General features: G+C 59.4%; 20 protein-coding genes. 4 read left to right on the forward strand and 16 right to left on the reverse strand.

Going from position 1 to position 22635, the window contains the following annotated elements:
• Window positions 1–34: 34 nt before the first annotated feature.
• The 3 genes from argA (at window position 35) to M2447_RS00080 (ending at window position 3593) form a co-directional block, all read left to right on the forward strand.
• The gene (argA, locus tag M2447_RS00070) at window positions 35–1363 is read left to right on the forward strand and encodes an amino-acid N-acetyltransferase (protein WP_277509718.1); all 1329 of its coding nucleotides are present in this window, start codon (window positions 35–37) and stop codon (window positions 1361–1363) included.
• 136 nt (window positions 1364–1499) lie between these two features.
• Window positions 1500–2198 (forward strand): DUF374 domain-containing protein, encoded by a 699-nt coding sequence (locus M2447_RS00075; RefSeq protein WP_277556775.1) that lies wholly within the window; start codon window positions 1500–1502, stop codon window positions 2196–2198.
• A 6-nt stretch (window positions 2199–2204) separates the two neighbouring features.
• Window positions 2205–3593 carry a cation diffusion facilitator family transporter gene (locus M2447_RS00080; RefSeq protein WP_277556777.1) on the forward strand — a complete coding sequence of 463 codons (1389 nt, stop codon included), beginning with the start codon at window positions 2205–2207 and terminating at the stop codon, window positions 3591–3593.
• Between the two features lie 44 nt (window positions 3594–3637).
• Here M2447_RS00080 and M2447_RS00085 read toward each other — a convergent pair whose 3' ends face one another.
• The 16 genes from M2447_RS00085 to nuoB all read right to left on the reverse strand — a co-directional run bounded on the left by M2447_RS00085 (window position 3638) and on the right by nuoB (window position 21374).
• Window positions 3638–5203 carry an NADH-quinone oxidoreductase subunit N gene (locus M2447_RS00085; RefSeq protein WP_277556780.1) on the reverse strand — a complete coding sequence of 522 codons (1566 nt, stop codon included), beginning with the start codon at window positions 5201–5203 and terminating at the stop codon, window positions 3638–3640.
• A gap of 24 nt (window positions 5204–5227) precedes the next feature.
• Entirely contained in the window at window positions 5228–6817 is a 1590-nt protein-coding gene (locus M2447_RS00090) for an NADH-quinone oxidoreductase subunit M (RefSeq protein WP_277556782.1), read from the reverse strand.
• Between the two features lie 184 nt (window positions 6818–7001).
• Window positions 7002–8951 (reverse strand): proton-conducting transporter membrane subunit, encoded by a 1950-nt coding sequence (locus M2447_RS00095; RefSeq protein WP_277556784.1) that lies wholly within the window; start codon window positions 8949–8951, stop codon window positions 7002–7004.
• Between the two features lie 196 nt (window positions 8952–9147).
• Window positions 9148–9453, reverse strand: a complete 306-nt coding sequence (gene nuoK, locus M2447_RS00100; RefSeq protein WP_108823739.1) for an NADH-quinone oxidoreductase subunit NuoK — start codon at window positions 9451–9453, stop codon at window positions 9148–9150.
• Window positions 9454–9563: 110 nt separating this feature from the next.
• Window positions 9564–10400 (reverse strand): KilA-N domain-containing protein, encoded by an 837-nt coding sequence (locus M2447_RS00105; protein ID WP_277556786.1) that lies wholly within the window; start codon window positions 10398–10400, stop codon window positions 9564–9566.
• A gap of 35 nt (window positions 10401–10435) precedes the next feature.
• Window positions 10436–10984, reverse strand: a complete 549-nt coding sequence (locus tag M2447_RS00110; RefSeq protein WP_277556787.1) for an NADH-quinone oxidoreductase subunit J — start codon at window positions 10982–10984, stop codon at window positions 10436–10438.
• Between the two features lie 185 nt (window positions 10985–11169).
• Window positions 11170–11700 carry an NADH-quinone oxidoreductase subunit I gene (locus tag M2447_RS00115; protein ID WP_277509710.1) on the reverse strand — a complete coding sequence of 177 codons (531 nt, stop codon included), beginning with the start codon at window positions 11698–11700 and terminating at the stop codon, window positions 11170–11172.
• A gap of 102 nt (window positions 11701–11802) precedes the next feature.
• Window positions 11803–12969, reverse strand: a complete 1167-nt coding sequence (locus M2447_RS00120) for a complex I subunit 1 family protein (protein ID WP_277556788.1) — start codon at window positions 12967–12969, stop codon at window positions 11803–11805.
• Window positions 12970–13109: 140 nt separating this feature from the next.
• Window positions 13110–14996 (reverse strand): 2Fe-2S iron-sulfur cluster-binding protein, encoded by a 1887-nt coding sequence (locus M2447_RS00125; RefSeq protein WP_277556789.1) that lies wholly within the window; start codon window positions 14994–14996, stop codon window positions 13110–13112.
• 100 nt (window positions 14997–15096) lie between these two features.
• On the reverse strand, window positions 15097–15537 hold the full coding sequence (locus tag M2447_RS00130; RefSeq protein ID WP_277556790.1) for a four helix bundle protein: 441 nt from the start codon (window positions 15535–15537) through the stop codon (window positions 15097–15099).
• A gap of 15 nt (window positions 15538–15552) precedes the next feature.
• Window positions 15553–16896, reverse strand: coding sequence for an NADH-quinone oxidoreductase subunit NuoF (nuoF, locus tag M2447_RS00135; RefSeq protein WP_277556791.1), 1344 nt, complete (start codon window positions 16894–16896; stop codon window positions 15553–15555).
• Window positions 16897–17044: 148 nt separating this feature from the next.
• The gene (locus M2447_RS00140) at window positions 17045–17554 is read right to left on the reverse strand and encodes an NAD(P)H-dependent oxidoreductase subunit E (protein ID WP_108823746.1); all 510 of its coding nucleotides are present in this window, start codon (window positions 17552–17554) and stop codon (window positions 17045–17047) included.
• 55 nt (window positions 17555–17609) lie between these two features.
• Window positions 17610–18446, reverse strand: coding sequence for a KilA-N domain-containing protein (locus M2447_RS00145; protein ID WP_277556793.1), 837 nt, complete (start codon window positions 18444–18446; stop codon window positions 17610–17612).
• 217 nt (window positions 18447–18663) lie between these two features.
• Entirely contained in the window at window positions 18664–19938 is a 1275-nt protein-coding gene (nuoD, locus tag M2447_RS00150) for an NADH dehydrogenase (quinone) subunit D (RefSeq protein ID WP_277509704.1), read from the reverse strand.
• A gap of 137 nt (window positions 19939–20075) precedes the next feature.
• Complete coding sequence (locus M2447_RS00155) at window positions 20076–20756, reverse strand: NADH-quinone oxidoreductase subunit C (RefSeq protein ID WP_277556794.1); 681 nt, start codon at window positions 20754–20756, stop codon at window positions 20076–20078.
• 96 nt (window positions 20757–20852) lie between these two features.
• The gene (gene nuoB / locus M2447_RS00160) at window positions 20853–21374 is read right to left on the reverse strand and encodes an NADH-quinone oxidoreductase subunit NuoB (RefSeq protein WP_277556795.1); all 522 of its coding nucleotides are present in this window, start codon (window positions 21372–21374) and stop codon (window positions 20853–20855) included.
• A 274-nt stretch (window positions 21375–21648) separates the two neighbouring features.
• On the opposite strand from nuoB, the gene M2447_RS00165 reads away from it, so the two are divergent.
• Window positions 21649–22635 carry an ABC transporter permease subunit gene (locus M2447_RS00165; protein ID WP_277556796.1) on the forward strand — a complete coding sequence of 329 codons (987 nt, stop codon included), beginning with the start codon at window positions 21649–21651 and terminating at the stop codon, window positions 22633–22635.

The raw sequence follows: 22635 nt of genomic DNA on the forward strand, positions 1-22635 counted from the left end.
TAAACTTCATCCTCAACCTTAAACCTTTTCCGCGATGAGCAACGTATCCACATCCCCCGCGCCCGCCGCCACCGCCACGACGATCAAACCCGTGGACCTGCGCGGCATCCTCAAATACGTGCCCCGCTTCAAGGACCAAATCTTTGTCATCGCGCTCGACGGCGCCATCATCGCCGACGAAAATTTCGGCAACCTCCTCGTGGACATCGCCGTGCTCCGCAGCCTCGGCATCAAGGTCGTGCTTGTCCACGGCATCGGCAAACAACTCCGCGAACTCTCCGAACTGCGCCGCGTTCCCATCACCGACGAAGCCGGCACAGGCGTGGCCGACGCCGCCACGCTCGACCTCGCCATCCGCGCCTCCTCGCGCGTCTCGCACGTCATCCTCGAGGGTCTCACGCAAAACGCCATCAAGTGCGCCATCACCAACGCCGTCCGCGCCCTCCCCCTCGGCATCCTCCGCGGCGTCGACCATCAGTTCACCGGCAAAGTTGACCAAATCGACACCGAGTTTCTCAACACGCTCATCGGAAAAAATATCACCCCCATCGTCTCGCCCATCGGTTTCGGCCCCGACGGGAAGGCGCTCCGCATAAACTCCGACCTCCTCGCCGCCGAGCTCGCCGAGGCGCTCCGCGCCACAAAAATCATTTACCTCGCCCCCCTCCCCGGCCTCGAAATCAAGGGCGAGTTGCGCCGCGACATTCCCGCGCCCACGCTCAAAAACATCCTCGAAAAAACACCCGAGCAGATCGCGCCCGACGCGCAAAGCAAGGCGGTCAACGCCCTTCGCGCCATCGAAACCGGCACCCCGCGCGTGCACATCATCGACGGACGCGCATTCGACAGCCTGCTCAACGAAATCTTTTCCAACGAAGGCGTCGGCACGCTCATCTACGGAAACGACTACCAGCAAATCCGCCGAGCCAGGCGCGGCGACGTGCGCGCCATCCACAACCTCACCCGCGGCGCGGTCCGCCGCGAGGAGCTCATCTACCGCACGCAGCAGGCCATTGAAAAAAACATCGACCAGTTTTACCTTTTCGAAATCGACGACACCCTCATCGGCTGCGTGTCGCTCTACTTTTATCCCGACAAACCCGAGCTCGCCGAAATCGGCTCGCTGTATGTTTCGCCGAACCACCAAAACCGCGGCATCGGGCGCAAACTCGTCACCTACGCCTGCATGAAGGCGCAGGAGCGCGGCGCGACAACCGCCGTCGCCCTCTCCACGCAAAGCTACTCCTTCTTCACCGCCGCGATGGACTTCGGTGAAACCGACAAAAAAATCCTCCCCGAGGCCCGCCTCAAACTCTACGAGGAAAGCGGCCGCAACCCGAAGGTGCTTGTAAAGACGCTGTGAAACGCCGTGGCCAGGCCGCCACGCCCGGTTCGATTGCTCGCGCGGCGACATAACAATTCGCGGCACTTGCGGCGCGTTGAGATGTCTTGCATCATGCGGCGCAGATGCGATTTTCACCATCCAGACACCCGACACCGTGAGCCAAAAAACCGACAACATCGAAACACAGGTCGTGACCATATGCGGCTGGAAACGCATGCTGATATGGCCGCTCGGCATGCTCGTGCGGCTCTGGTGCGCATCGATCCGTTTTGATTGCGACAAGGAAAGCGAGAAAGCCCTCCGAAACGAGGACACGCCCGTCGCGTTTATCATCTGGCACAACCGGCTGTTCTTGATCGGCGAAGTTTTCAGGCGCTACCGCCGGCGCAATCTCTACGCGCTCGTCAGCGCCAGCAAGGATGGCGCGTGGCTCGCCGCGTTTTTCGACATCATCGGCATCAAGTGCGTGCGCGGATCCAGCAGTTTCAACGCGCGCGAATCAGTCGCCCTGCTCATCAATGTCATGCAACAGGGCCACGACATCGGAATCACCCCCGACGGACCGCGCGGCCCCATTTACGGATTCAAGGGCGGCGGCATGATCGTGGCGCGCCGCGCAAAAGCCGCCGCCGTGCTCATCGGCATGCAATTCCAGCACGCCCGGCAACTGCGCAGCTGGGACCGTTTTTATCTGCCGCGCCCGTTCTCGCGCGTGCGCCTGCGCGGCGAACTGGTGTCGCCCGGGGAATTGCGCGACCGCGCCACGACGCCCGAATCGCTCAGCCGGCGTCTTTGCGCGCTTAGTCCCGACAAAAAATTGGGCGCGGGCCGTGATGCGAAAGCCGTAGTCTGAATCCGCATGGAAGCCTCCCACACGCACGCAGCCGTCCGCAAGGAGCGCGTCGCCCGCTGGTCCATCATTGCGAGCGCGGTGATCACGGTCGGCAAGTTGCTGGCGGGATTGTTTTCGGGTTCGCTCGCGCTGCTCTCCGAGGCCGCGCACGCGCTTGTCGACACATTCGCGACCACCGTCACCTGGTTTGCCATCCGCGCATCAAACAAACCCGCCGACGACGAGCATCAATACGGCCATGCGAAATTCGAAAGCGTCGCCGCGCTCGTGGAAACAGGAATCCTGTTTTTGCTCGCGCTTGCCGTGCTTGCGCAAGCGGCCGGAAACATTTTTTCGGGCGGGCACATTATCGAGGCCACGCCGCTGGTGTTTGCCGTTGTCATTGTTTCAATCCTGATCGACCTGAACCGCATTCGCGCGCTCCGCAAAGTGGCGCGCGACACGGGCAGTCAGGCGCTCGCGGCCGATGTGCTGCATTTTTCGTCCGACATGGCCGGGTCGGTGCTCGTGCTGCTCGGGTTGATCGCATCGCGCTTTGGTTTTCTCTACGGCGACGCAATCGCGGCGCTGGGTGTCGCGGGGTTCATCGCCGTTGCGGGCTGGCGGCTCGGGCGGCGCACGCTCGACACGCTGCTCGACGCCGCGCCGAAGGGGCGTGTCGCCCGGCTGCGCACAATCGCCTCCGCCGAGCCCGGCGTGCTCGGCACGGGCGACATTCGCCTGCGCGCCGCCGGGCACGAGGTTTTTGGCGAAATGACGCTGATGGTCGCGCGCACGCTTTCAATGGAGCAGGCCTCCGCGATTCGCGCCAGGGTCCTCGCCGCTATCCGCAAGGAATTCCCTGACACCATGCTGACCGTGACAACCTCGCCTGTCGCCCCGCGCAGCGAAACCGTGCGCGAACGCGTCACGCACATTGCATACAGGCGCGGACTGGCCGTGCATCATGTCACGGTGCAGGATATCGGCGCGCATCTTTCGATCAGTTTCGACCTGGAACTGGATGGCCGCATGAGTCTCGGCGAGGCGCATGAAACCGCCGAGTCACTGAAGGCGAAAATCCGCGCCGAGTTTGGCGCGGGAACCGAGGTCGAGCCGCATATCGAGCCGCTGGAAGTCAAACATCTCACCGGTCAGGATGCGCCGCCCGAAACTGTCTCCGAAATCACGAGGCTCCTCGAAAAACTCGCCGCGCAAAGCGGATCGGTTTCAGACATCCACAATGTCCGCGTGCGCCGGACGCCGGGCGGCCTGGTGGTCAATTATCATTGCCGCGCCGCCGCGTCGCTCGATGTTGCGCGCGCTCACCGGTTGATCGACGAAATCGAGCACCACGCGCGCGACGAATATCCCGCCATCACGCGCATCGTCGGCCACACGGATTTGCTGAAATAGCGGGGGCGCCGGTTGGCTCGCCCTTCGCATGCGATTGCTTCAGGTCAAAATATCCGCAGCAAATTCAGGAACTCGATGACGGGTTTTTGATACAAGCCGAAACACAGCGTGGACAGTGTGAGCACGATGAGCAGCAGCCGCATCATGACGGGCACCCTGATTCGGTCGGCGGGATGCACGGGCGTTTCGTCGGGCACGGCGGAGGACTGCCAGTTTTGGAAAAATGCCGCGCGTATCCACCCGAAGTAGTAATAAATCGAAACCACCACGGCGAGAATCGAAACCGCCAGCAGCCAGTAAAAGCCCGCCTGGAACGCATCGATGAAAATGAGCAGCTTGCCCATGAAACCAAACAGCGGAGGCAGGCCCGCGAGCGAGCCGAGTGCAACAACAAGCACCGCCGCGAGAAGCGGATTGCGCTTTGCCAGTCCGTGATAATCGCTGAATTCCTGCTCGGCATCGTTTTCACCGGCCACAAGCGCCATGACGCCGAACACCGCAAACGAGGCGAGCGTGTAGGCGATTATGTAAATGAACAGAGGGATGTCCGAGGAGCCCTTCAAGTGAATGCCCGCCACGATTCCCATCATCAGAAAACCCGCGTGCGAGACGCCCGACAGCCCCATGAGCCGTTTGACATTGTATTGGGTGAGCGCGGCGAGATTGCCAAAAATGATCGTGGCAAACGTCACCACCACAAGCAGCGGCACAACCACGCGAAAAACGGGCGAGATTATGGGCAGCAGCGCAAAGAGGAGTGCGAATCCCGCGACCTTGGAACCGACCGAGAGAAACGCCGTCACGGGCGTGGGCGCGCCTTGATACACGTCGGGAATCCAAATTTGGAAGGGCACCAAGCCAATCTTGAAGGCAATGCCGCTGAGCACCAAGAGCACCCCAAGGTTGCCGATGAAGTTGTCGGCGTTGTTTGCCAGAAAATGATGCACTTGCAGGTAACTGAGGGGATCGAGCATCGGATAACGTCCCGCTGCAGCCGGATTACCCGCCATGCCGTAAAGCAGCACGATGCCGAAAAGCAGCAGTCCCGAACTGAGCGAACCGAGCACGAGATATTTTAATCCCGCCTCAAGGGAAAACGCGCTCGCGCGATAATAACTGACGAGGACGTAGAACCCGACGGTGATTGTTTCCAGCGCCACAAAAAGCATCAGGAAATGGCTTGCTTGGGCGAGCAGCATCATCGCCGCGGTAATCACGAGCACGATATGGAAAAACTCGACTCGCGGCACGCGTTGTTTTGGCAGCGAGATCATCGCGATGGCGTGCACCAGAATCGAGGTGATGACAAAAAACACGCGGAAGAATTGTCCCGTGGGCGTGAATTTCAGCATGCCGTAGAAAATGGAGCCGGTCAGGGTGCTGCCGTTTATCTTTGGCTCAAGCGCCCACAGAAGCGCCGCCGCGAGCACGCAAATCTGCCCCACGATCGAAATGGCGGGAATGAAACGGCGCATGGCCTTGGGCAGCGCCAGCTCAAACACGAGCAGCAAGAGTGCGAGCCCGGCGAGGAGGATTTCCGGCGCAATAAGCGTCCACTCATTGCCGGCGCCGGCGCGCGCGAGGGATTTTAGTAAAAATTCGGAGGTCATCGGTTTCGTTTCCTGATAAAAAAATTATTTCGCGGGCGCCGATCGCGAGGGGTTGGGTGGCACGGGCGACCCGCCCGTGTTTTGCGCATCCGCAGCCATGCTCATGGGCGAGTCGCCCATGCCACTCAATCCCGTTAATTGCGCGTTGAGCGGGGTGGTCACGATTTTGGGCCAGACACCTACGAGCACCAACGCGGCGAGCAGCACGAACGCGGGCACTCGCTCGCTCCAGCGCAGGTCGGTCACGGGATTCTCGGCGGCGATTTTTGCGAAGGTTTCCGTCGGCGGCCCGAAGAAGATGCGCGCCGCGGCGCGCAGGCCGTAAATTGCCGAAATGATGATGCCCGCGACGGCGGCAATCGTCATCCATTTGGAAAAGCCCCACAGCGCGACAAAGATGGTCAGCTCACCCCAGAAGTTTGCGAAGCCGGGCAGTCCGATGCTCGCGAATATCGCCGCGACGAAGAGCGCGGAGAGCAGCGGCGCTTGTTTTGCGAGGCCGCCCATCGAGGCCATGTCGAAGGTTTGCGTGCGGTGATGGATGCTCGTTGAAAGGAGGAAGAGCAGCGCGACCGACAGGCCGTGCGCGATCATCATGAGCACCACGCCGCCGGCGCCGAGCGCGCTCATCGCGGCCACGCCTAGAAACGCGTAGCCCATGTGCATCACGGAACTGTAACCGATCATCTGCTTGAGGTCGGTTTGCGCGATGGTCACGAAGCCGATGATGACGACATTGCACAGCGCGAGAATCGCGAGGATGTGCGACCAGTGCGCCGCGCCGCTCGGGATGAGAGGGAGCGCGATTTGCACGAGCCCGTAGAGTCCGAACTTTTTCAACACGCCCGCGTGCAGCATCGCCGCCGAGCTGGGCGCGGCGCCGTAGCCGAGCGGCGCCCACGAGTGCAACGGAAACAGCGAGACCAGGATGCCGAAGCCAAACATGAGGATGCCGAAAATGTTTTTCTGCACGACCTCGGAGAGCGGTTGCGAGGCGATGGCGTCGCGGAGCGCGATGAGGTCGAAGTTCGCCGCGCCGCTGGTCCAGTAGATGGCGATGAGTCCGGCGAGCGAGAGCATCGCGCCGAGTGTCAGGTAGATTGTCATCATCATCGCGGCGTAGTTGCGGTCGCGGCCGCCCCAGACGCCGACCATGATGAATGTCGCGATGAGCGCGAACTCGTGGAAGAAGTAGAAAAAGAAAATATCAACGCTCGCGAACACGCCCATCAACCCGCCCTGCATGACGAGGAGGAGCAGCAGGTATTGGCGCAGGCGCTCCGCTCCGGATTGGATTGCGTAAAACCCCGCGGCGAAACCGACGATTCCGGCGAGCGCAAAAAGCCCGAGCGAAATGCCGTTGAGCCCGAGCGTGAGCTTGATGCCCCACGCGGCGAGTCCCAGGTCGTAACTGGTGAAGTAGGCGTAACCGTGGTGCAGCGGCATTCCGGCAAACTTGCCGACGAGATAGATCGCGACGAGCGCCGGCACCGAAAAGCCGATGTAGGCGAGAATCATCGCGATTTTCCGCGACGGCCCGAACGCGATGATAAGCGCGGCGGCCAGCGGTGTCGCTATCGAGAGAAGGAGAAGATCGATCGGGAATGGATTCATTGGAGGAATTTTCGATTTTCGATTCTCGATTTGGCAGACTGTCGGCCTTCGGCCTCGAAACGATTGGGCGCTTCCGCGCCGGATGCGCAATGGAGCGGCAGCTCCCCAATCGAAAATCGAGAATCGAAAATCGAAAATAATTTCATGGGTTGGGTTAAATTGGTGAAAAGGTTGTCGGTAAAATTCAGCTTAGAAAGCCGGTGGCGAAGGCCCAGATGAGGACGACGCCGATGAAGAACCAATAGACGTAGGCGTGGATGCTGCCGACGTGCAGCGCGCGCGCGCCGAGGCCGAAGAAACCCGTCAGCCCCGCAAGGCCGCGCACGATCAGTCCGCCGATGAGGAATTGGTCGAGGAAGTTCAGCAAAAGCGCGAAGCGTTGCTGGAGTTTTGTGACGTAGTAGTTGTAAACGCGGTCGGGCGTTTCCTTGAGATGCGTGAGGATGGTGAACACGCCCGGGATGCGGTCGCGCAGCGTGTCGGTCGCCGCCGACTTGTAGAACGCCAGCGCCGCGCCCGCGCCGATGAGCATGACGGCAATGCTGGTGATGAGGATGATGGTGTGGGCGGTGCCTTGAGCAAGCGGCACATTATCAAATACGCCAAGAAACGCCTTGTAGAAAACCGGAACATAAACAAACCCCACCGCGAGCAACGCCAAAACAATAAGCGGCGTTGTCATTGAGATACTGCTTTCTTTGGCATGCGATGCCTCCTCACTGCGGGATTGTCCCAAGAATGTAATCTTCCACATGCGAACCATGTAAAACGCAGTCAGCACCGCTGTAAGCGTAAGAATACTGAAGGCCGCCATGTTATTATGCATCGCCAAGTAGAGGATGGAATCCTTGGAAAAAAATCCTGAAAGAAACGGCATGCCGATGATCGCCAGCACACCAATCGTGAATGTAATGAATGTTATCGGCATTTTTCTCCGAAGTCCGCCCATCTTGAAAATATTCTGCTCGTGATGACAGCCTGCGATAACAGAACCTGAACCGAGGAAAAGGAGTGCCTTAAAAAATGCGTGTGTAGTGAGATGGAACATCGCGGCCGCTGCGCCTGTGCCAAAAATGAGAAAAAGGGGAGCCATTTCTCCGTTGCCCGATGGCTGCATCCCCACGTCCTTGACAATATTCCCCAAGCCAAACGCCGCGACCATGTAGCCGAGTTGGGAGAGCGTGGAGTATGCGAGGACTTTTTTGATGTCGCTTTGCGTGATGGCGCAAAGAGCGGCGTAGAGCGCGGTGATGACGCCGGCCCACATGACGACGTTCAGCGCGGCGGGCACGGCGGCGAAGATCGGCTCGATGCGGCAGAGCATGTAGATACCGGCGGCAACCATCGTCGCGGCGTGGATGAGCGCGGAGACGGGCGTGGGACCTTCCATCGCGTCGGGCAGCCAGACGTGCAACGGGAATTGCGCCGACTTGCCGACCGCGCCGCAGAAGAGCGCAAGGGGAATGCAGGTGGCAACGGCCGCGCCTCCGGCGATTTTCGCGGACATTTCGGTGAGATTGGTTGTGCCGAAAACGTAATAGCACGCGATGATGCCGAGGAGGAAACCGAAGTCGCCGACGCGGTTTACGATGAAAGCTTTTTTGGAGGCGTCGGCGGCGAATTGTTTTTCGCGATAGTGGTTGATGAGCAGCCAGGAACTGAATCCGACGAGTTCCCAGAATATGAACATCATGAAAAGATTGTCCGCGAGCACGATGCCCGTCATCGAAAACATGAAGATCGAGAGTCCGCCGAAGTAACGCGCGCGCGCCTTGTCGTCGCGCATGTAGCCGATGGAAAAGATGTGAACGCACAGGCCGACAATCGCGACGATGACGAGCATGAGCGCGGCTAGGTCGTCGAATTTGATTCCCAACGAAAGTGTGAAGTCACCGATGCTCAGCCAGTCGAAGGATGCGTTGACGGCTTCATCGCGATACCCCGGAAGTGTGGTTTTGAGAAGCTGGCGCGAACCTCCGAACGCCAGCATGAGCGCGGCGGCGGCATACGCGGCGCAGGCCGTGACGGAGATGATTTGCGCAAGCGTGCCGGAGCGTCGCAGGAAGAGCGCGATGATCGCAGCCGACGCGAGCGGCACGAGCAGGGTGATGAGGGCGAGATGTGTGGGAGACATACCGGGAATGAATGAGAATACGGAATGCAGAATGTAGAATACAGGAGTCAGGAGTCAGGAGTCAGGAGTCGGAACTTCGGCTGACGCGTGGTTGATGGAAATTGGGTCATGGCGTTTTGTTGGTGTGATTGTTGTGTGCGCGGCTTTTTATGGTTTGGAGCTGACTCCTGTATTCTGACTCCTGACTCCTTTTTCTTTAATTTTTCAACGCGTTGAGTTTGGCGACATCGACGGTGCCGCGGCGGCGGAAGAGGGCGACGACGATGGCGAGGCCGACAGCCACCTCGGCGGCGGCGACGGTGAGGATGAAGAAGACAAACACGTTGCCCTCGATGGTGCCGTTGAAGCGCGAGAAGGCGACGAGCGCGAGCGTCGCGGCGACAAGCATCAGCTCAAGGCACATGTAAATGATGAGCGTGTTCTTGCGCAGGAGCACCCCGAAGAAGCCGATGGCGAAAAGCGTCACGGCAAGCACAAGGTAATGATAAAGGCCGATGGTCATGGTGGGAAAAGGAGTCAGGAGTCAGAATACAGGAGGCAGGAGTCGGAGCTTCGGTTGGCGCGTGGTTGATGGAAATTTGGTCATAAGTTTAAACAGGGCTGCAGGATTGTTTATTTTAGTCGTCGCGTGGCAGTGTTTTCCAGTAGCGATTTCATCTGGGTGATGGCGGCGGTGTTGAGCTGAACAAGACGGTCTTTTTGCGCGAGCCCCTGGCGTATGAGAAGCGCGTTGATGCTCTCCATGTTTGAAAGCACGACCAGTTGCTCCAGCGTCGCTGTGTCACGGATATTTTCCTTTGAGGACGCATCCGGGTTTTCGGCGCGCCATTGCGCGGCAGTCTTGCCAAAAAGCGCGACGTTGAGCAGGTCGGCTTCCGAGGCATAAACGATTGACGCCTGTTTTTTTGTAACAACGGCCGGAATTATCCGCTCCTTGATGGCATCAGTGTGAATGCGGTAGTTGATCTTGGAAAGCGTGCGCTGGAGGTTCCACTCGAAAGAGAGGCGGTGCTGTTCGTCCTCTTTGAGACGCTGAAACTCCAGCAGCAGATAAAGCTTGAATTCGGAGCTCACCCACGAGGCGAATTCAAAGGCTATGTCCTTGTGCGCGTATGTGCCGCCCCCGGAGCCCGCTTTTGTCATTATGCCAATGGCACTGGTGGTTTCGATCCACTTGCTGGGGCTCATTGTGAACGCGTTGCTGCCGGCTTCGAAGAGAAGGGGGTCGATTTCGACCCCTTTGAAACCGGGGTTATGTATTTTTTCCCACAGGGCCAGAAACTCAATGGTGCTGCGATTGCGCATCCAATTTTTCACAACGTCCTTCGGCTCCTTTGGGTTTCTGTGGCGCGCGATGTCAGTAATGCAGATATACTCCTTGCCATGCCGGTCGAAGACGACGATGTCCGTTCCTTGAACGGTAATGGTGTCTGTTTTGGGTTTAGGCATGGAGTGAATGGAGTGCGATTGTTGTGCGCGAGGTCTTATGGTTTGTCTCCTGGCTCCTGTATTCTGTCTCCTGGCTCCTTTTCCTCATGCTTTTTGCTGATGACGATGACGCCGAGCATGCCGACGAGGAGGAGGAAACCGACGAGTTGCACGGGGAGCATGTAGGTGGTGAAGAGTTTCGCGCCGTAGATTTTCAGGTCGGTGAAAAACGCGGGGGCTTGGGCGAGCGCGAGCTCGTCGGTCGAAAACTGGCCGCGCGCGAAAAACGAGAACGCGCCGAAGATGAGGAGCGCGCCGGCAATGGAGCTGGCGACTATGGTCATCTTTTTGAACGGGGGGCGTTTTCCGCCGTGCATGTCGAGGAGCATGATGATGAAGAGGAACAGCGCCACGACCGCGCCCGCGTATACGAGGATGAGCAGGAACGCGAGCAGGTGGGCGTCAAGCATCACGAAGAGCACCGAGATGCCGCACAGGCAGACAAAAAAACTGAGCGCGGACGCGACGGCGTTGCGATTGGCGACCAAGCCGATCGCGGCGGCAAGCGTGAGGGCGCTAAAGATGTAGAAGAGGATGGCGGGCATGGAGAAAAGAATATGGGAATCGGAATACGGAATACAGGAGTCAGGAGTCAGGAGTCAGGAGTCGGAACTTCGGCTGGCGAAGGCTTGCTGGAAATTTGGACATGGCGTTTTGTTGGTGCGATTGTTGCGGGCGGCTTTTTATGGTTTGAAGCTGACTCCTGTATTCTGACTCCTGACTCCTTCTTTTAATGCTTTTCAGCGGCGGCTTTCTTCTTGTCCCACTTGAGGTGGGTGTCGGGGAGCGTGCCGCCGAGTTCGTAGAGTTTTTGTTTGTTGTTCACCATTTCGGCGCGGGTGTATCCGCTGGATGAATACACGTTTTGCAGCCAGATGGCCTCCTCGGGGCAGACTTCCTGGCAGAGGCCGCAATAGATGCAGCGGAGCATGTTGATCTCGAATTCCCTCGGGCCTTTCTCGACGTGGGCGTTGGGCGAATCGGCGGGGATTTCGCCGGGCGTGATGCGGATGGCCTTGGGCGGGCAAACGAATTCGCAGAGCTGGCACGAGACGCATTTTTCGCGTCCGTGCGGGTCGCGCACAAGCGTGGGCACGCCGCGGTAGCCGGGCGGGATTTCCGGACGCTCCTCGGGGTAGTTCACCGTGACCGGCTTGGCGACGATGTGCTTCATCGTCGTCTTCATGCCCGACAGGATTTGCGGGATGTATGTGCGCTCGGCGAGCGAGAGCGGTTTGCGTTGGACTTGGATGACGGACATGGGAAATGCGGAATGCGGAGTTCGGAATGCGGAATTGAGTGGACTGATTGGCCCGATCGGGCGGATGAGTCTGATTGGAAATTTTTACGAGTGGCGGCGGTTTTATTTTTGCAGAAGCGCGATGGCGATTATGTAGACCACGAGGTTGGCGATGGACAGCGGGAGGAGGCGCTGCCAGCCGATGCGCATGACTTGGTCGTAGCGGAAGCGCGGGAGCGTCCAGCGCACCCACATGAAGATGAAGATGAAGATGAGCACTTTTGTGACAAAGATGCCAATCGAGAGCAGGCCGACAAAGATCGGGTGCATGAGCCATTGCCAGTGCAGGAGGTCGTGCAGCCAGTTGACCAGGTCGGCGAGCGGTATCCACGGAAGCGGATTCCAGCCGCCGAGGAAGAGCAGGATGAAGATGCCCGAGCCGACAATCATCTGGCAATACTCGGCGACAAAGAAGAGCGACCATTTGTAGGAGCCGTATTCGGTGTGGTAGCCGCCGACGAGATCAGCCTCGGACTCGGGCATGTCGAACGGCTGGCGGTTGGTCTCGGCAAAGATCGTGATGAGGAAGATGAAGGCCGAGACGGGCATGATAAACACAAACCACATGCCGCCCCAAAATCCGGGCTGGCTTTGGAACTCGACCACGCGCACGAGGCTGAGCGAGCCGGTGGTGCCGGGCGCGTTGATCCAGAGGAGCACGGGCACGACGGCGAGCGTCATGGAGAGCTCGTAGGAGATGAGTTGCGCGCTGGCGCGAATGGCGCCGAGGAACGGATACTTGGAGTTCGACGCCCAGCCGGCGAGGATGAGCGAATACACGCTGAGCGATGCGAGCGCGAAGACGCCGAGGATGCCGATGTCGACGTTGGCGAGCATCACGGGGAGGATTTGCCCGGCGCTGTCGAGATACGCGCCGAAGGGCACAAACACGATCGTAGAGAGCGCGGGTGTCATGGCCACGATGGGCGCCATGACGAAGTAGAATTTGTTAACGTGACCGGGGGTGATGTCCTCGCGGAAGAGGAGTTTGCCGCCGTCGGCCATGAGGTTGAAAATGCCAAAGTATCCGAGGATCGGGCCGATGATCGGAATCCGCGCGAGCAGCCACGGGCGCGCGCGATTGGGGCCGGGGCGATCCTGCGCCCACGCCGCGACTTTGCGCTCGGCCATCGAGCAGGCGGCGCCAACGGGAAAGAGAAAACAGATCACCGCTATCCCTTGGATGATGTAGCGGACGATGTCTGGCAGGCTGAAATAGAAGTCGATCATTTTGGAAAGAATGCTGGAAAGAATACAGGAGTCAGGAGCCAGGAGTCAGGAGTCGGAGCTTCGGCTGACGAGGGTTTGATGTAAATTGGGACATGGTGTTTTGTCGGCGTATGATTGTTGTGCGCGCGTTTTTTGCAGTTTTATGGTCTGGCTTCTGACTCCTGCATTCTGGCTCCTGACTCCTCCTGCCGCTCCGCGGCAGGTTTGTAGTGCAGCCCCTCGGTTTCGGGGAATGCGAGGTGGGCGAAACGGGTGGAGTCGAGGACGCGACCGGTTTCGGGGATTGTCAGGTAGTCGAGGCCGGCGAGTTCCGGGGTTTCCTCGGAGAGACGGCTCCAGGCGGCGATGGGGCTGCCGGCAAAATCGTGCCCGCCGAGGTTCACGAGAATATGCGAGAGAACCACGAGGTCGTTGTGGGTGCCGGGATGGCCGGGGATGGCGGCCTTGGAACGTTGCAGGCGGAACTGCTGGTTCACGAAACTGCTGTCTTTCTCGAACACGGTTTGCGTGGGGATGACAACTTTCGCGGCGGCGCTGGTGGCGTTGGCGTGCGTGCCGAGATAGATGATGGAAACTTTTGCGAGCTGCTCGGGCGTGATGCCGGCTTCGGCGAGGTCTTCGTTGATGACGAGGAGCGTCTTGATTTTTCCGGCGTCGATGTCGGCGGCGAGTTGCGTGAGTTGCGGCTTGGGGAGCCCGGTGGCGAGGCCGCAGAGGAGCGCGCCGCGCGTGTTCGGCGTGCGGTCGGCGGAAACGAGAAGCCCGTCGCCCTGGCCGAGATGCGCGGGGACGTGGATCGCGCCGACGGGAATGCCGAGCTGGTCGGCGATTTTTTTGCAGAGGTATTGCTCGGCCATCGTGCTGCGGGCGGAGGCTACCAAGGCGATGGATTGCGTGGCACGGGCGACTCGCCCGTGAGGGTTGTGTGGCACGGACGACTCGTCCGTGCTTGGCGCGGCGGCGCCTGTTCGCATGGCCGGGTCGGCCATGCCACCCGAACCCATGGGCGAGTCGCCCATGCCACTCGATCCGGGCGCTGCCGCGCCAGTGAGAAGGGATTTGGCTTGCGCGATGAGGTCGGCGAGCGGCGTCTCGGTGGTGAGGCGGTTTTCGGCGCGGACTTGTTTGTAGAGGAGGCGTCCGCTGTCGGGCATCCAGGTGTCGTTGACCTCGTCGTTGCGACGCGGGGTGATGCGGTAGATTTGGCCTTCGCGCGACCAGACGACGGTGTTGGCGCCGACGCTCGATTCGGTGTCGATGCTGTTGGTTTGCTTGAGAAACCAGACGCGCATCTTGAAACGGAAATCGGTCGAGGTGAGCGCGCCGACGGGGCAGATATCGACGGTGTTGAGCGAGTAGTTGTTGGAGAGTTGTTTGCCGGGATAGCAGGTGAGCGTCGAGTGGCTGCCGCGGTCGATGAAGCCGAGCACGTCGTCCTTCGCGATTTCCTTGGTGAAACGAATGCAGCGCGAGCAGAGGATGCAGCGCTCGTCGTCGAGCATGACGCGCGGGCCGAGCTGTGTGTGCTTGGGTTTCACGTTTTTGTCCTCAATGTAGCGCGAGCAACCGCGCCCGTAGGCGATGGCTTGCTCCTGCAAATCGCATTCGCCGGCCTGGTCGCAAATGGGGCAGTCGAGCGGGTGGTTGACGAGGAGGAATTCCGTGACGGATTCGCGCGCCTGGCGCACCGCGGGCGTGGTGGTGCGAATGTGGAGGCCGGGCGTGGCGTTGGTGCCGCAGCCGATTTGGAGCTTGGGCATCCAGTTGATTTTTTGTTTGCCGGTGGCGGGATCGATGACGGGCTGCCGGGTTTCGCGATCGACGGCGGGCACGCCCATTTCGACGAGGCACATGCGGCAATTTCCGACGACGGGGAGTTTCGGGTGGTAGCAATAATGCGGCACGTTGACGCCGAGGAGTCGCGCGGCCTCGACGACGTTTGTGCCGCGCGGAACGGCGATGTCGCGACCGTCGATGTTGACGGTGACGAGGTCGGGGGTGGCGGCGGTGGCTGTTGGTGCGGACATTGGTGGAAGAGAAGAAAAGAAGAAGAAGAAATAGAATACAGGAGTCAGGAGTCAGGAGTCAGGAGTCGGAACTTCGGATGGCGAAAGATTGAGGGGAATTTCACGGGGAGGGTGCTTGGATGGCGTTGGTGTAGGCGGTGAGCAGGCGGCTGATCTCGGCTAGTTGATGGTTGAGTTCGGTGGTGTCACCGTAGTTCAGGTCGCGCGTCAGGATGAGATAGTAACGACATTCCTCAAGCGAGCCTTGGGCGATGTTGAAGAAGCGGCGTTTGTCCGCCGCGCCTGTTTTTTTATAGCCCTCGGCAATGTTGGCGGGAATGGAAACCGCGGCGCGCCGCAGCTGGCTGGTCAGCCCGTAGAGTTCGTGTGATGGAAACTTCGCGCTCAGCCGGTAAACTCCAAGCACCCACGCATGCGCCTTTTGCCAGACGATCAAATCCTCAAAAGTGCGCGAGGGAGCCCTCGAGCCCTCGAAGCCGGAGGTTTCCCTCCTGACTCCCGACTCCTGACTCCTGACTCCTTTTTGAATCATCGTTGGCATATCAATGGTCGAATTTTAGATTAACGGAACGCAGTCCGCTCCTCGCGGTGTTTTCTTTGTTTCGTAATAGTTGCCGAAATCCTCGGGGAATTTTTCGACGTAGCTTTGCGTGGGCCAGGCGCAGGCCTCGCCCATCGCGCAGATCGTGCGTCCGGGGATTTGGTCGGCGACGCTTTTCAACAGCGCGGCGTCCTCGGCGCGGGCGGCGCCGTGAACCATGCGCGCGGTGATGCGCTTCATCCAGAGCGAGCCTTCGCGGCAGGGCGTGCACTGGCCGCAGGATTCGTGCGCGTAGAAGGCGTTTATGTTGGCGAGCGCCTCGACCATGTTGACGGTGTCGTCCATCACAATCACGCCGCCGGAGCCGCCCATCGTGCCGCACGCGGCGAGTGTGTCGAAGTCCATCGGGATGTCCTCGACGGCGAGCGTGCGCGTGGAGCCGTCCTTGTTTTTGAGCGTGAAGGTTTCGCCGAAGCGAAGGATTTTCGACGAGGAGCCGCCGGGGATGACCGCCTTGAACGCGCGGCCGGGACGCGGGCCGCCGCACACGTCGTTGAGGAGCTGGCCGAGCGTGATTTTGCCGCACTCGAATTCGTAGTAGCCGGGACGCTGCACGTGGCCGGAGACGCAGTAGATGCGCGTGCCGGTGTTGTTGGGCGTGCCGATTTTTGCGAAGGCCTCGCCGCCCATGTCGATGATGTGTTTTACGTGGCAGATGGTTTCGACGTTGTTGACGATGGTCGGGCACTGGTAGAGGCCGAGGACGGCGGGGAAATACGGGGGCTTGATGCGCGGGTTGGCGCGCTTGCCTTCGAGCGATTCAATGAGGCCGGTTTCCTCGCCGCAGATGTAGGCGCCGGCGCCGCGGTGCACGTAGATTTCGCACGAGTAACCGGTGCCGAGAATGTTCGGGCCGACGAGGTTTGCGGCGCGCGCCTCGGCGATGGCGCGCTCGAGGATGCGCGCGCCCTCTGGCATTTCGCCGCGGATGTAGATGTAGGCTTGCTTCACGTTGTTCGCGAAGCAGGCGATCATCGTGCCCTCGATGAGCTGGTGAGGGTCCTGGTGGATGATGTAGCGGTCCTTGAATGTGCCGGGTTCGGATTCGTCTGCGTTGACGACGAGGTAGATGGGCTTGCCGGATTTGCGGTCAACGAGGTTCCACTTCACGCCGGCGGGAAAACCCGCGCCGCCGCGCCCGCGGACACCGGATTTCTTGACCTCGTCAATGAGTTCGGCGGGAGGGCGGGCGACGGCCTTGCGGAGGACATCGTAGCCGCCGTTGCGCTGGTAGCACGCGAGGTCGTTGGTGTAACCGGGCTCGTCGATGTGCTTGAAAATGATGCGGCGTTGTTGCATGGGAGAAAAAGAATACAGGAGTCAGAACACAGAACACAGAATACAGGAGTCAGGAGTCAGGAGACGGAACTTCGGATGGCGAAAGATTGAGGGGAGTTTGGACATGGTATTTTGGTGCGCGCGATTGTTTGTGTGCGTTTTCGAGGTCTTATGGTTTGGCTTCCGACTCCTGACTCCTGACTCCTGACTCCTTTTTGATCTCGTTCGCGAGATCAACGGCTTTCTGCTCGTCCACGTTTTCGTGGAGGGTTTCGTTGATCATCACGACGGGGGCGGTGCCGCAACTGGCGAGGCATTCGACAAACTCGATCGTGACCTCGCCGTCGGGCGTGACTTCGTCGAGTTCGACGCCGAATTCTTTTTTGAAGGTGTCGCAAACCTTGTAGCTGCCCATCAGCGCGCAAGAGAGCGTGCGGCAAACCTTGATGTGGCGGCGTCCGACGGGCTTGCGCTTGAACATCGGGTAAAAGGTGACGACCTCGTAAACATTGATCGGCTCGAGCTCCAGCTTGGCGGCAACCCACTCGATGGCTTCGTCGGGGATGTGCCCGATGTCCTCTTGTATGAGGTGCAACAACGGCAGCGTGGCGCTGCGCTTGGCGGCGTAGTGCGTTATGACCTCGTCGATTTGTTTGAGTGTTTCGGGTTTGAGATTCATCAGGTGAAAAAAAGTGGCGGGTAGCGAGTGGGAAACAGATTAAGAGGATGATGCTTTACTTTAGCCTTTTCAAACCGCTGGCTCCTAGCAACGACTTCATTTGTGCGATGGCGGTGGTGTTTAGTTGCACCAGACGTTCGCTTTGGGAAAGACCTTGGCGTATCAGAAGCGCGTTTATGCTTTCCATGTTTGAAAGGACGACGAGTTGTTCGAGCGTGGCGCCGTCGCGAATGTTCTCCTTTTTGGCGAGCGCAGGATTGGCGGCGCGCCATTGGGCGGCGGTCTTGCCAAAAAGCGCGACATTGAGCAAATCCGCCTCTGACGCATAAATGGCGGCGGCTTGCTCCTTGGTCACGGCAGCCGGAATTATCCGCTCGCTTATGGCGTCGGTATGGATGCGGTAATTGATTTTGGAAATGGTGCGCCGCAGACTCCATTCCAACCGTTGATGCCCGCTTTCCTCAATTTTCAGGCGCTTAAACTCGGTAATCAGGTATAGCTTAAATTCGGACGAAATCCACGAAGCGAATTCAAACGCAATATCCACATGCGCATAAGTGCCGCCATACCTGCCTGACTTGGAAACAATGCCAATAGCGTTTGTGGACGCAATCCATCGCTGCGGCGAAAGCACAAAAGAGTTGCTTCCCGCCTCCATTCTAAACCTCTCGAATTCGATAGGTTTAAAAGCGGGGTTGTTTAGTTTTTCCCAAAGACCGATGAACTCGATTGTGGCACGACTGCGCATCCAGTTGTTGATAATGGAAAAAGGCTCCACGGCGTTTCTGTGCCGGGCTATGTCCGTCAATGAAACGTAAGCACCCGCCGCCGCCGAATACAGCACGACTTCAGTCCCCTGGACGGTAATGGTGTCTTGTTTGGATTTAGCCATTGTTCGTCTCCGGTTTCATCAGAAAATACAAATTGGGTTAACCACGGAGGACACGAAGAAGCATAAAGGAAAAACCTTTTTAACCGAAGATGGACACGGATAAACGCGACTGAAATTTACGCCGTTTTGCCGGACTGAAAATCTGTGTTTATCTGTGTTCATCTGCGGTTGGTTATCTCCGTGGACTCCGTGGGCTCCGTGGTTGAAATGTTTTTGTTTACCTGTCGCAGTCGCCCATGACGAAGTCGAGCGAGCCGAGGATGGCGACGATGTCGGTCATCATCACTCCCTTGCAGAGCTTGGGTAAAATCGAGAGCGTGCAGAACGACGGGCTGCGGATTTTCATGCGCCACGGGACGCCGCCGCCCTTGCTCACGATGTAGAAACCGAGCGCGCCCTTGGGATTTTCCGCCTCGAAATACGCCTCGCCAGGAGGAATCTGCGGGCCGGTGGTCGTGATCATGAAGTTGTTGATCAACTCCTCCATTTTCGTGAGCACCTTGTCCTTGGGCGGCGCAAAAATGCGGCGCGCCTCCTCGGTGTCGTCCGCATACCAGGGGCCGTCGGGCATGTTTTTGATAATCTGGCGGACGATGCGCACGGACTGGCGCATTTCCTCGCCGCGGCAAAGATAGCGGTCGTAACAATCGCCCACGGTGCCGACGGGCACGTCGAACTCGTATTGTTCGTAGCCACTGTAGGGTTTGTCCTTGCGCAGGTCGAAGCTGATGCCGGAGCCGCGCAAGTTCGGCCCGGTGAGCCCGTAGGCGAGCGCGTCCTCCTTCGAAATGACGGCGACGCCGACGGTGCGGTCCATGAAGATTTTGTTGCGCGTGAGCATCGCGAGCATCTCCTCGAGGCGCGGGAGAAACTGGTCGCAAAAATCGCTGACACGTCCGAGCCAGCCTTCGGGCAGATCGCGGGTGACGCCGCCGATGCGCGTGTAGCTGGTGGTCAGGCGCGCGCCGGTCAGCTCCTCGAAAAGCGTGTAAAGTTTTTCGCGCTCGGTGAACTGGTAGAGGAAGGGCGTCCACGCGCCGGTATCCATCGCGAACGATCCGTAGCCGAGCAGGTGCGACGATATGCGGGCGAGCTCGGCGACGAGCACGCGAATCGCGGCGCAACGCGGCGGGACTTTCAAGCCGGCGAGTTTTTCGACGGCGAGGACATAGGCGACATTGTTGGCGAGCGGGGCGAGGTAATCGAGCCGGTCCGTGTAGGGCACGAACTGGTTATAAGTCATGTTCTCGGCGATTTTTTCGTCGCCGCGGTGCAAGTAGCCGATGACCGGATCGCAATGGGAAACATCGTCGCCGTCGAGTTCGAGCTGGAGCCGGAGCACGCCGTGCGTCGATGGATGCGAGGGCCCCATCGAAAGGGACATTTTCTCGGTGTCAAAAATGGGCGCGTCGTCGGGCAAGTGGCCGGCGGCGACAGCGGCAGCGCTGGCGTTCTTGGCGGCGTTGTCCTGAAAAGTGTATTCGGTGGGCATGAGGGAAAGGCTGAAAGACTGAAGGACTGAAAGGCTGAAATTTTCGGAGCTTCGGTTGTGTTGGATTTTTAAGTGGCTTGGCGCGGTTGGATTGGTGCTGGCTTTCTGGCTTCTGGCCTTCTGTTTTTTTCAGCCTTTCAGCCCTTCGGTCCTTCAGCCTTTGGATTTTCCTCGCTCCAGCTTTGGTCCTTTGCGCGCGGTTCGGACTCGGCGAGGTTGAGGTTTCCGGTGGAGGCGACAAACGGGCCGCCGGCCATCGGGGCGGCAACAAGCCGGGCTTTCGTTTCGGCCTCGACCTCAGGATCGGGCAGCTCGTCGTCCATGCCGGCGAGCGGAAATTCCTTGCGCAACGGATGGTGCGGATAGCCGTCCCACATGAGGATGCGGCGCAAATCGGGATGGCCGGTGAAAACGATGCCGAACATGTCGAACGTCTCGCGCTCGTGCCAGTTCGCGGCGGGCCAGATGTCCGCGACGCTGGGCATTTCCGGCTCGGTGTCGCTCGCGCAATCGGCCGCGACACGCAGGCACACGCCGGGATTGATCGTAACCGAAAGCAAATGCCACACGACGGTGAAGCGCGGCGACGCGCCCTCCGCCCAATCGACCGCCGTCAAATCCGAAAGCATTTCGTAACCGTGCTCGTCGCGCAGATACGTGAGAATCGCCATCGCGGCGTCGGCGGGCACGTTCACCGCGGGATGGTCGGCGGAGGCGCGCGGCGTGATCTTCTCCGCGCTTTGCGGAAATTTCTCGCGCAAAGTGGCGACGATCCCGGAAGTCGCGGTGGTGTTTGTTTCGGAAATTGCGTCGGACATTTTTTGAAAATTGTTTCTATTTTTCGGCCTTCCGGCCTTTGTCTTCCTTTTTTCAGCCTTCAGTCTTCAGGTTTTCAGGCTTTCAGGCTTTCCACCCTACCCCTTATATTCCTCCTTGAAGAGCATCCTGGCGGAAGGTTCGCGGCGGATTTTTTCCTGCATCTTGATGAGCGCGTCGAGAATCGCCTCCGGACGCGGCGGGCAGCCGCTGATGTAAACATCGACGGGCAAAATCCGATCCACGCCCTGCATCGTCGAGTAGCTGCGATACATGCCGCCGGTGCTTGCGCACGCGCCCATGGCGATCACCCATTTCGGCGACGCCATCTGGTCATAAATGCGGCGGATGTGCGGGGCCATCTTGTAAGTCACCGTGCCGGCCACGATCATGCAGTCCGACTGGCGCGGCGAAAACCGCATCACCTCGGCGCCGAAGCGCGCAATGTCGAAGCGCGCCCCGCCCGCCCCCATGAGCTCGATGCCGCAGCAAGCGAGCCCCATCGGCATGGGCCAGATTGAGTTCGAGCGGATCCAATTGATCACCGCATCAAGGCGCGTGACGACGATGTCGCCCTCGATCGCCGAGTTGTAAGTCGCTTCTTTGTTTGCAGTAACCATCGTAGTAAAAATGACAATTTTCAGCCGGAAGCGGCAAACGTAATGCCGCCCCCACCTCATGCAAGGCCTTTTATGCCGCGTGCCGCGTTTGGGGCGTAATTCAAAATAAATTCAGATTGCGGCAAAAAAGCCCCAAACCGCCCGGCGCACAAAACGTTCCACCCCGAAAACTTGCGTCCCGAAAACTTTCTTCTTCACGCCGCCGCGTTGAGCGTGTCTTATTTGCGGCTTTCAGTTTTGCGGCATTGGCGCCGCTCCCGCCTCACTCCAACCGATGACACGTTTTTTCATTTCACGACTCCTGCAGACGCTGCTCGCGTTGTTTGTCATCGTCACGGCGACATTTTTCATGTCGCGCTTCGCGCCGGGCGGGCCGTTCACCGCGGAAAAATCCACCACACCCGAAATCGAGGCCAACATCAAGGCCTACTACAATCTCGATAAGCCGCTCTGGTGGCAGTATCGCAAATACATGTGGGACGTGATGCCAAAAACCTTCCGCCCCACCCTGCTCTTTTCGGAGCAAGGCGGCATCGACCTCAAGGCCGGCCTCGGCGTGGATTTCGGCCCCTCCTACAAATACTCCAACCGCACCGTCAACGAGATCATCGCCGAAGAACTCCCCGTTTCCATCCAGCTCGGCCTGCCCGCGCTCGCCATCGCGCTCGGCATCGGCATCACGCTCGGCGTGCTCGCCGCGCTCAAGCGCAACACCTGGGTCGATTACGCCGCGTCCACCTTCGGCATGGTCGGCCTCGCCGTGCCGACATTCGTCGTGGGACCGATTTTTGTGCTCATTTTCGCGCTGCAACTGCACTGGTTCAACGCCTCGGGCTGGTATACCGTTCAGGATCGCGTGCTGCCGTGCTTCGTGCTCGGCCTCGCCTACGCCGCGCCCATCGTGCGGCTCACGCGCGGCGGCATGCTCGAGGTGCTCAACCAGGATTTCATCCGCACCGCGCGCGCCAAGGGCGCGTCGGAGGCGCGCGTTGTTTTCCGCCACGCGCTGCGCGGCGGCCTGCTGCCCGTCGTGTCCTACCTCGGCCCCGCCGTGGCAAACATCCTCACGGGCTCGTTTGTCATCGAAACGATTTTCCAAATCCCGGGGCTCGGACGCGAATTCGTGAACAGCGCCTTCAACCGCGACTACTTCATGATCCTCGGCACGGTGATCCTCTACGCCACGCTCATCATGACGCTCAACCTCCTCGTCGACATCGCACAGGCGTGGATGAACCCGAAAGTGCGACTGGAAAACTAA

Origin of the sequence: Ereboglobus sp. PH5-10 (assembly GCF_029504735.1) — a bacterium.
Classification (GTDB): Bacteria; Verrucomicrobiota; Verrucomicrobiia; order Opitutales; family Opitutaceae; genus Ereboglobus.

Excerpts from the sequence above, each read along its gene's own strand:
- M2447_RS00105 (WP_277556786.1), bottom strand. The coding sequence starts at position 10,400 with ATGCCTAAACCCAAAACAGACACCATTACCGTTCAAGGAACGGACATC.
- M2447_RS00145 (WP_277556793.1), bottom strand. The coding sequence starts at position 18,446 with ATGGCTAAATCCAAACAAGACACCATTACCGTCCAGGGGACTGAAGTC.
- M2447_RS00095 (WP_277556784.1), bottom strand. The coding sequence starts at position 8,951 with ATGTCTCCCACACATCTCGCCCTCATCACCCTGCTCGTGCCGCTCGCG.
- nuoF (WP_277556791.1), bottom strand. The coding sequence starts at position 16,896 with ATGCAACAACGCCGCATCATTTTCAAGCACATCGACGAGCCCGGTTAC.
- M2447_RS00110 (WP_277556787.1), bottom strand. The coding sequence starts at position 10,984 with ATGCCCGCCATCCTCTTCTACATCTTTAGCGCCCTCACGCTTGCCGCC.
- M2447_RS00130 (WP_277556790.1), bottom strand. The coding sequence starts at position 15,537 with ATGCCAACGATGATTCAAAAAGGAGTCAGGAGTCAGGAGTCGGGAGTC.
- nuoD (WP_277509704.1), bottom strand. The coding sequence starts at position 19,938 with ATGCCCACCGAATACACTTTTCAGGACAACGCCGCCAAGAACGCCAGC.
- M2447_RS00080 (WP_277556777.1), top strand. The coding sequence starts at position 2,205 with ATGGAAGCCTCCCACACGCACGCAGCCGTCCGCAAGGAGCGCGTCGCC.
- nuoB (WP_277556795.1), bottom strand. The coding sequence starts at position 21,374 with ATGGTTACTGCAAACAAAGAAGCGACTTACAACTCGGCGATCGAGGGC.
- M2447_RS00165 (WP_277556796.1), top strand. The coding sequence starts at position 21,649 with ATGACACGTTTTTTCATTTCACGACTCCTGCAGACGCTGCTCGCGTTG.
- M2447_RS00090 (WP_277556782.1), bottom strand. The coding sequence starts at position 6,817 with ATGAATCCATTCCCGATCGATCTTCTCCTTCTCTCGATAGCGACACCG.
- M2447_RS00155 (WP_277556794.1), bottom strand. The coding sequence starts at position 20,756 with ATGTCCGACGCAATTTCCGAAACAAACACCACCGCGACTTCCGGGATC.
- argA (WP_277509718.1), top strand. The coding sequence starts at position 35 with ATGAGCAACGTATCCACATCCCCCGCGCCCGCCGCCACCGCCACGACG.
- nuoK (WP_108823739.1), bottom strand. The coding sequence starts at position 9,453 with ATGACCATCGGCCTTTATCATTACCTTGTGCTTGCCGTGACGCTTTTC.
- M2447_RS00120 (WP_277556788.1), bottom strand. The coding sequence starts at position 12,969 with ATGATCGACTTCTATTTCAGCCTGCCAGACATCGTCCGCTACATCATC.
- M2447_RS00125 (WP_277556789.1), bottom strand. The coding sequence starts at position 14,996 with ATGTCCGCACCAACAGCCACCGCCGCCACCCCCGACCTCGTCACCGTC.
- M2447_RS00085 (WP_277556780.1), bottom strand. The coding sequence starts at position 5,203 with ATGACCTCCGAATTTTTACTAAAATCCCTCGCGCGCGCCGGCGCCGGC.
- M2447_RS00115 (WP_277509710.1), bottom strand. The coding sequence starts at position 11,700 with ATGTCCGTCATCCAAGTCCAACGCAAACCGCTCTCGCTCGCCGAGCGC.
- M2447_RS00140 (WP_108823746.1), bottom strand. The coding sequence starts at position 17,554 with ATGAATCTCAAACCCGAAACACTCAAACAAATCGACGAGGTCATAACG.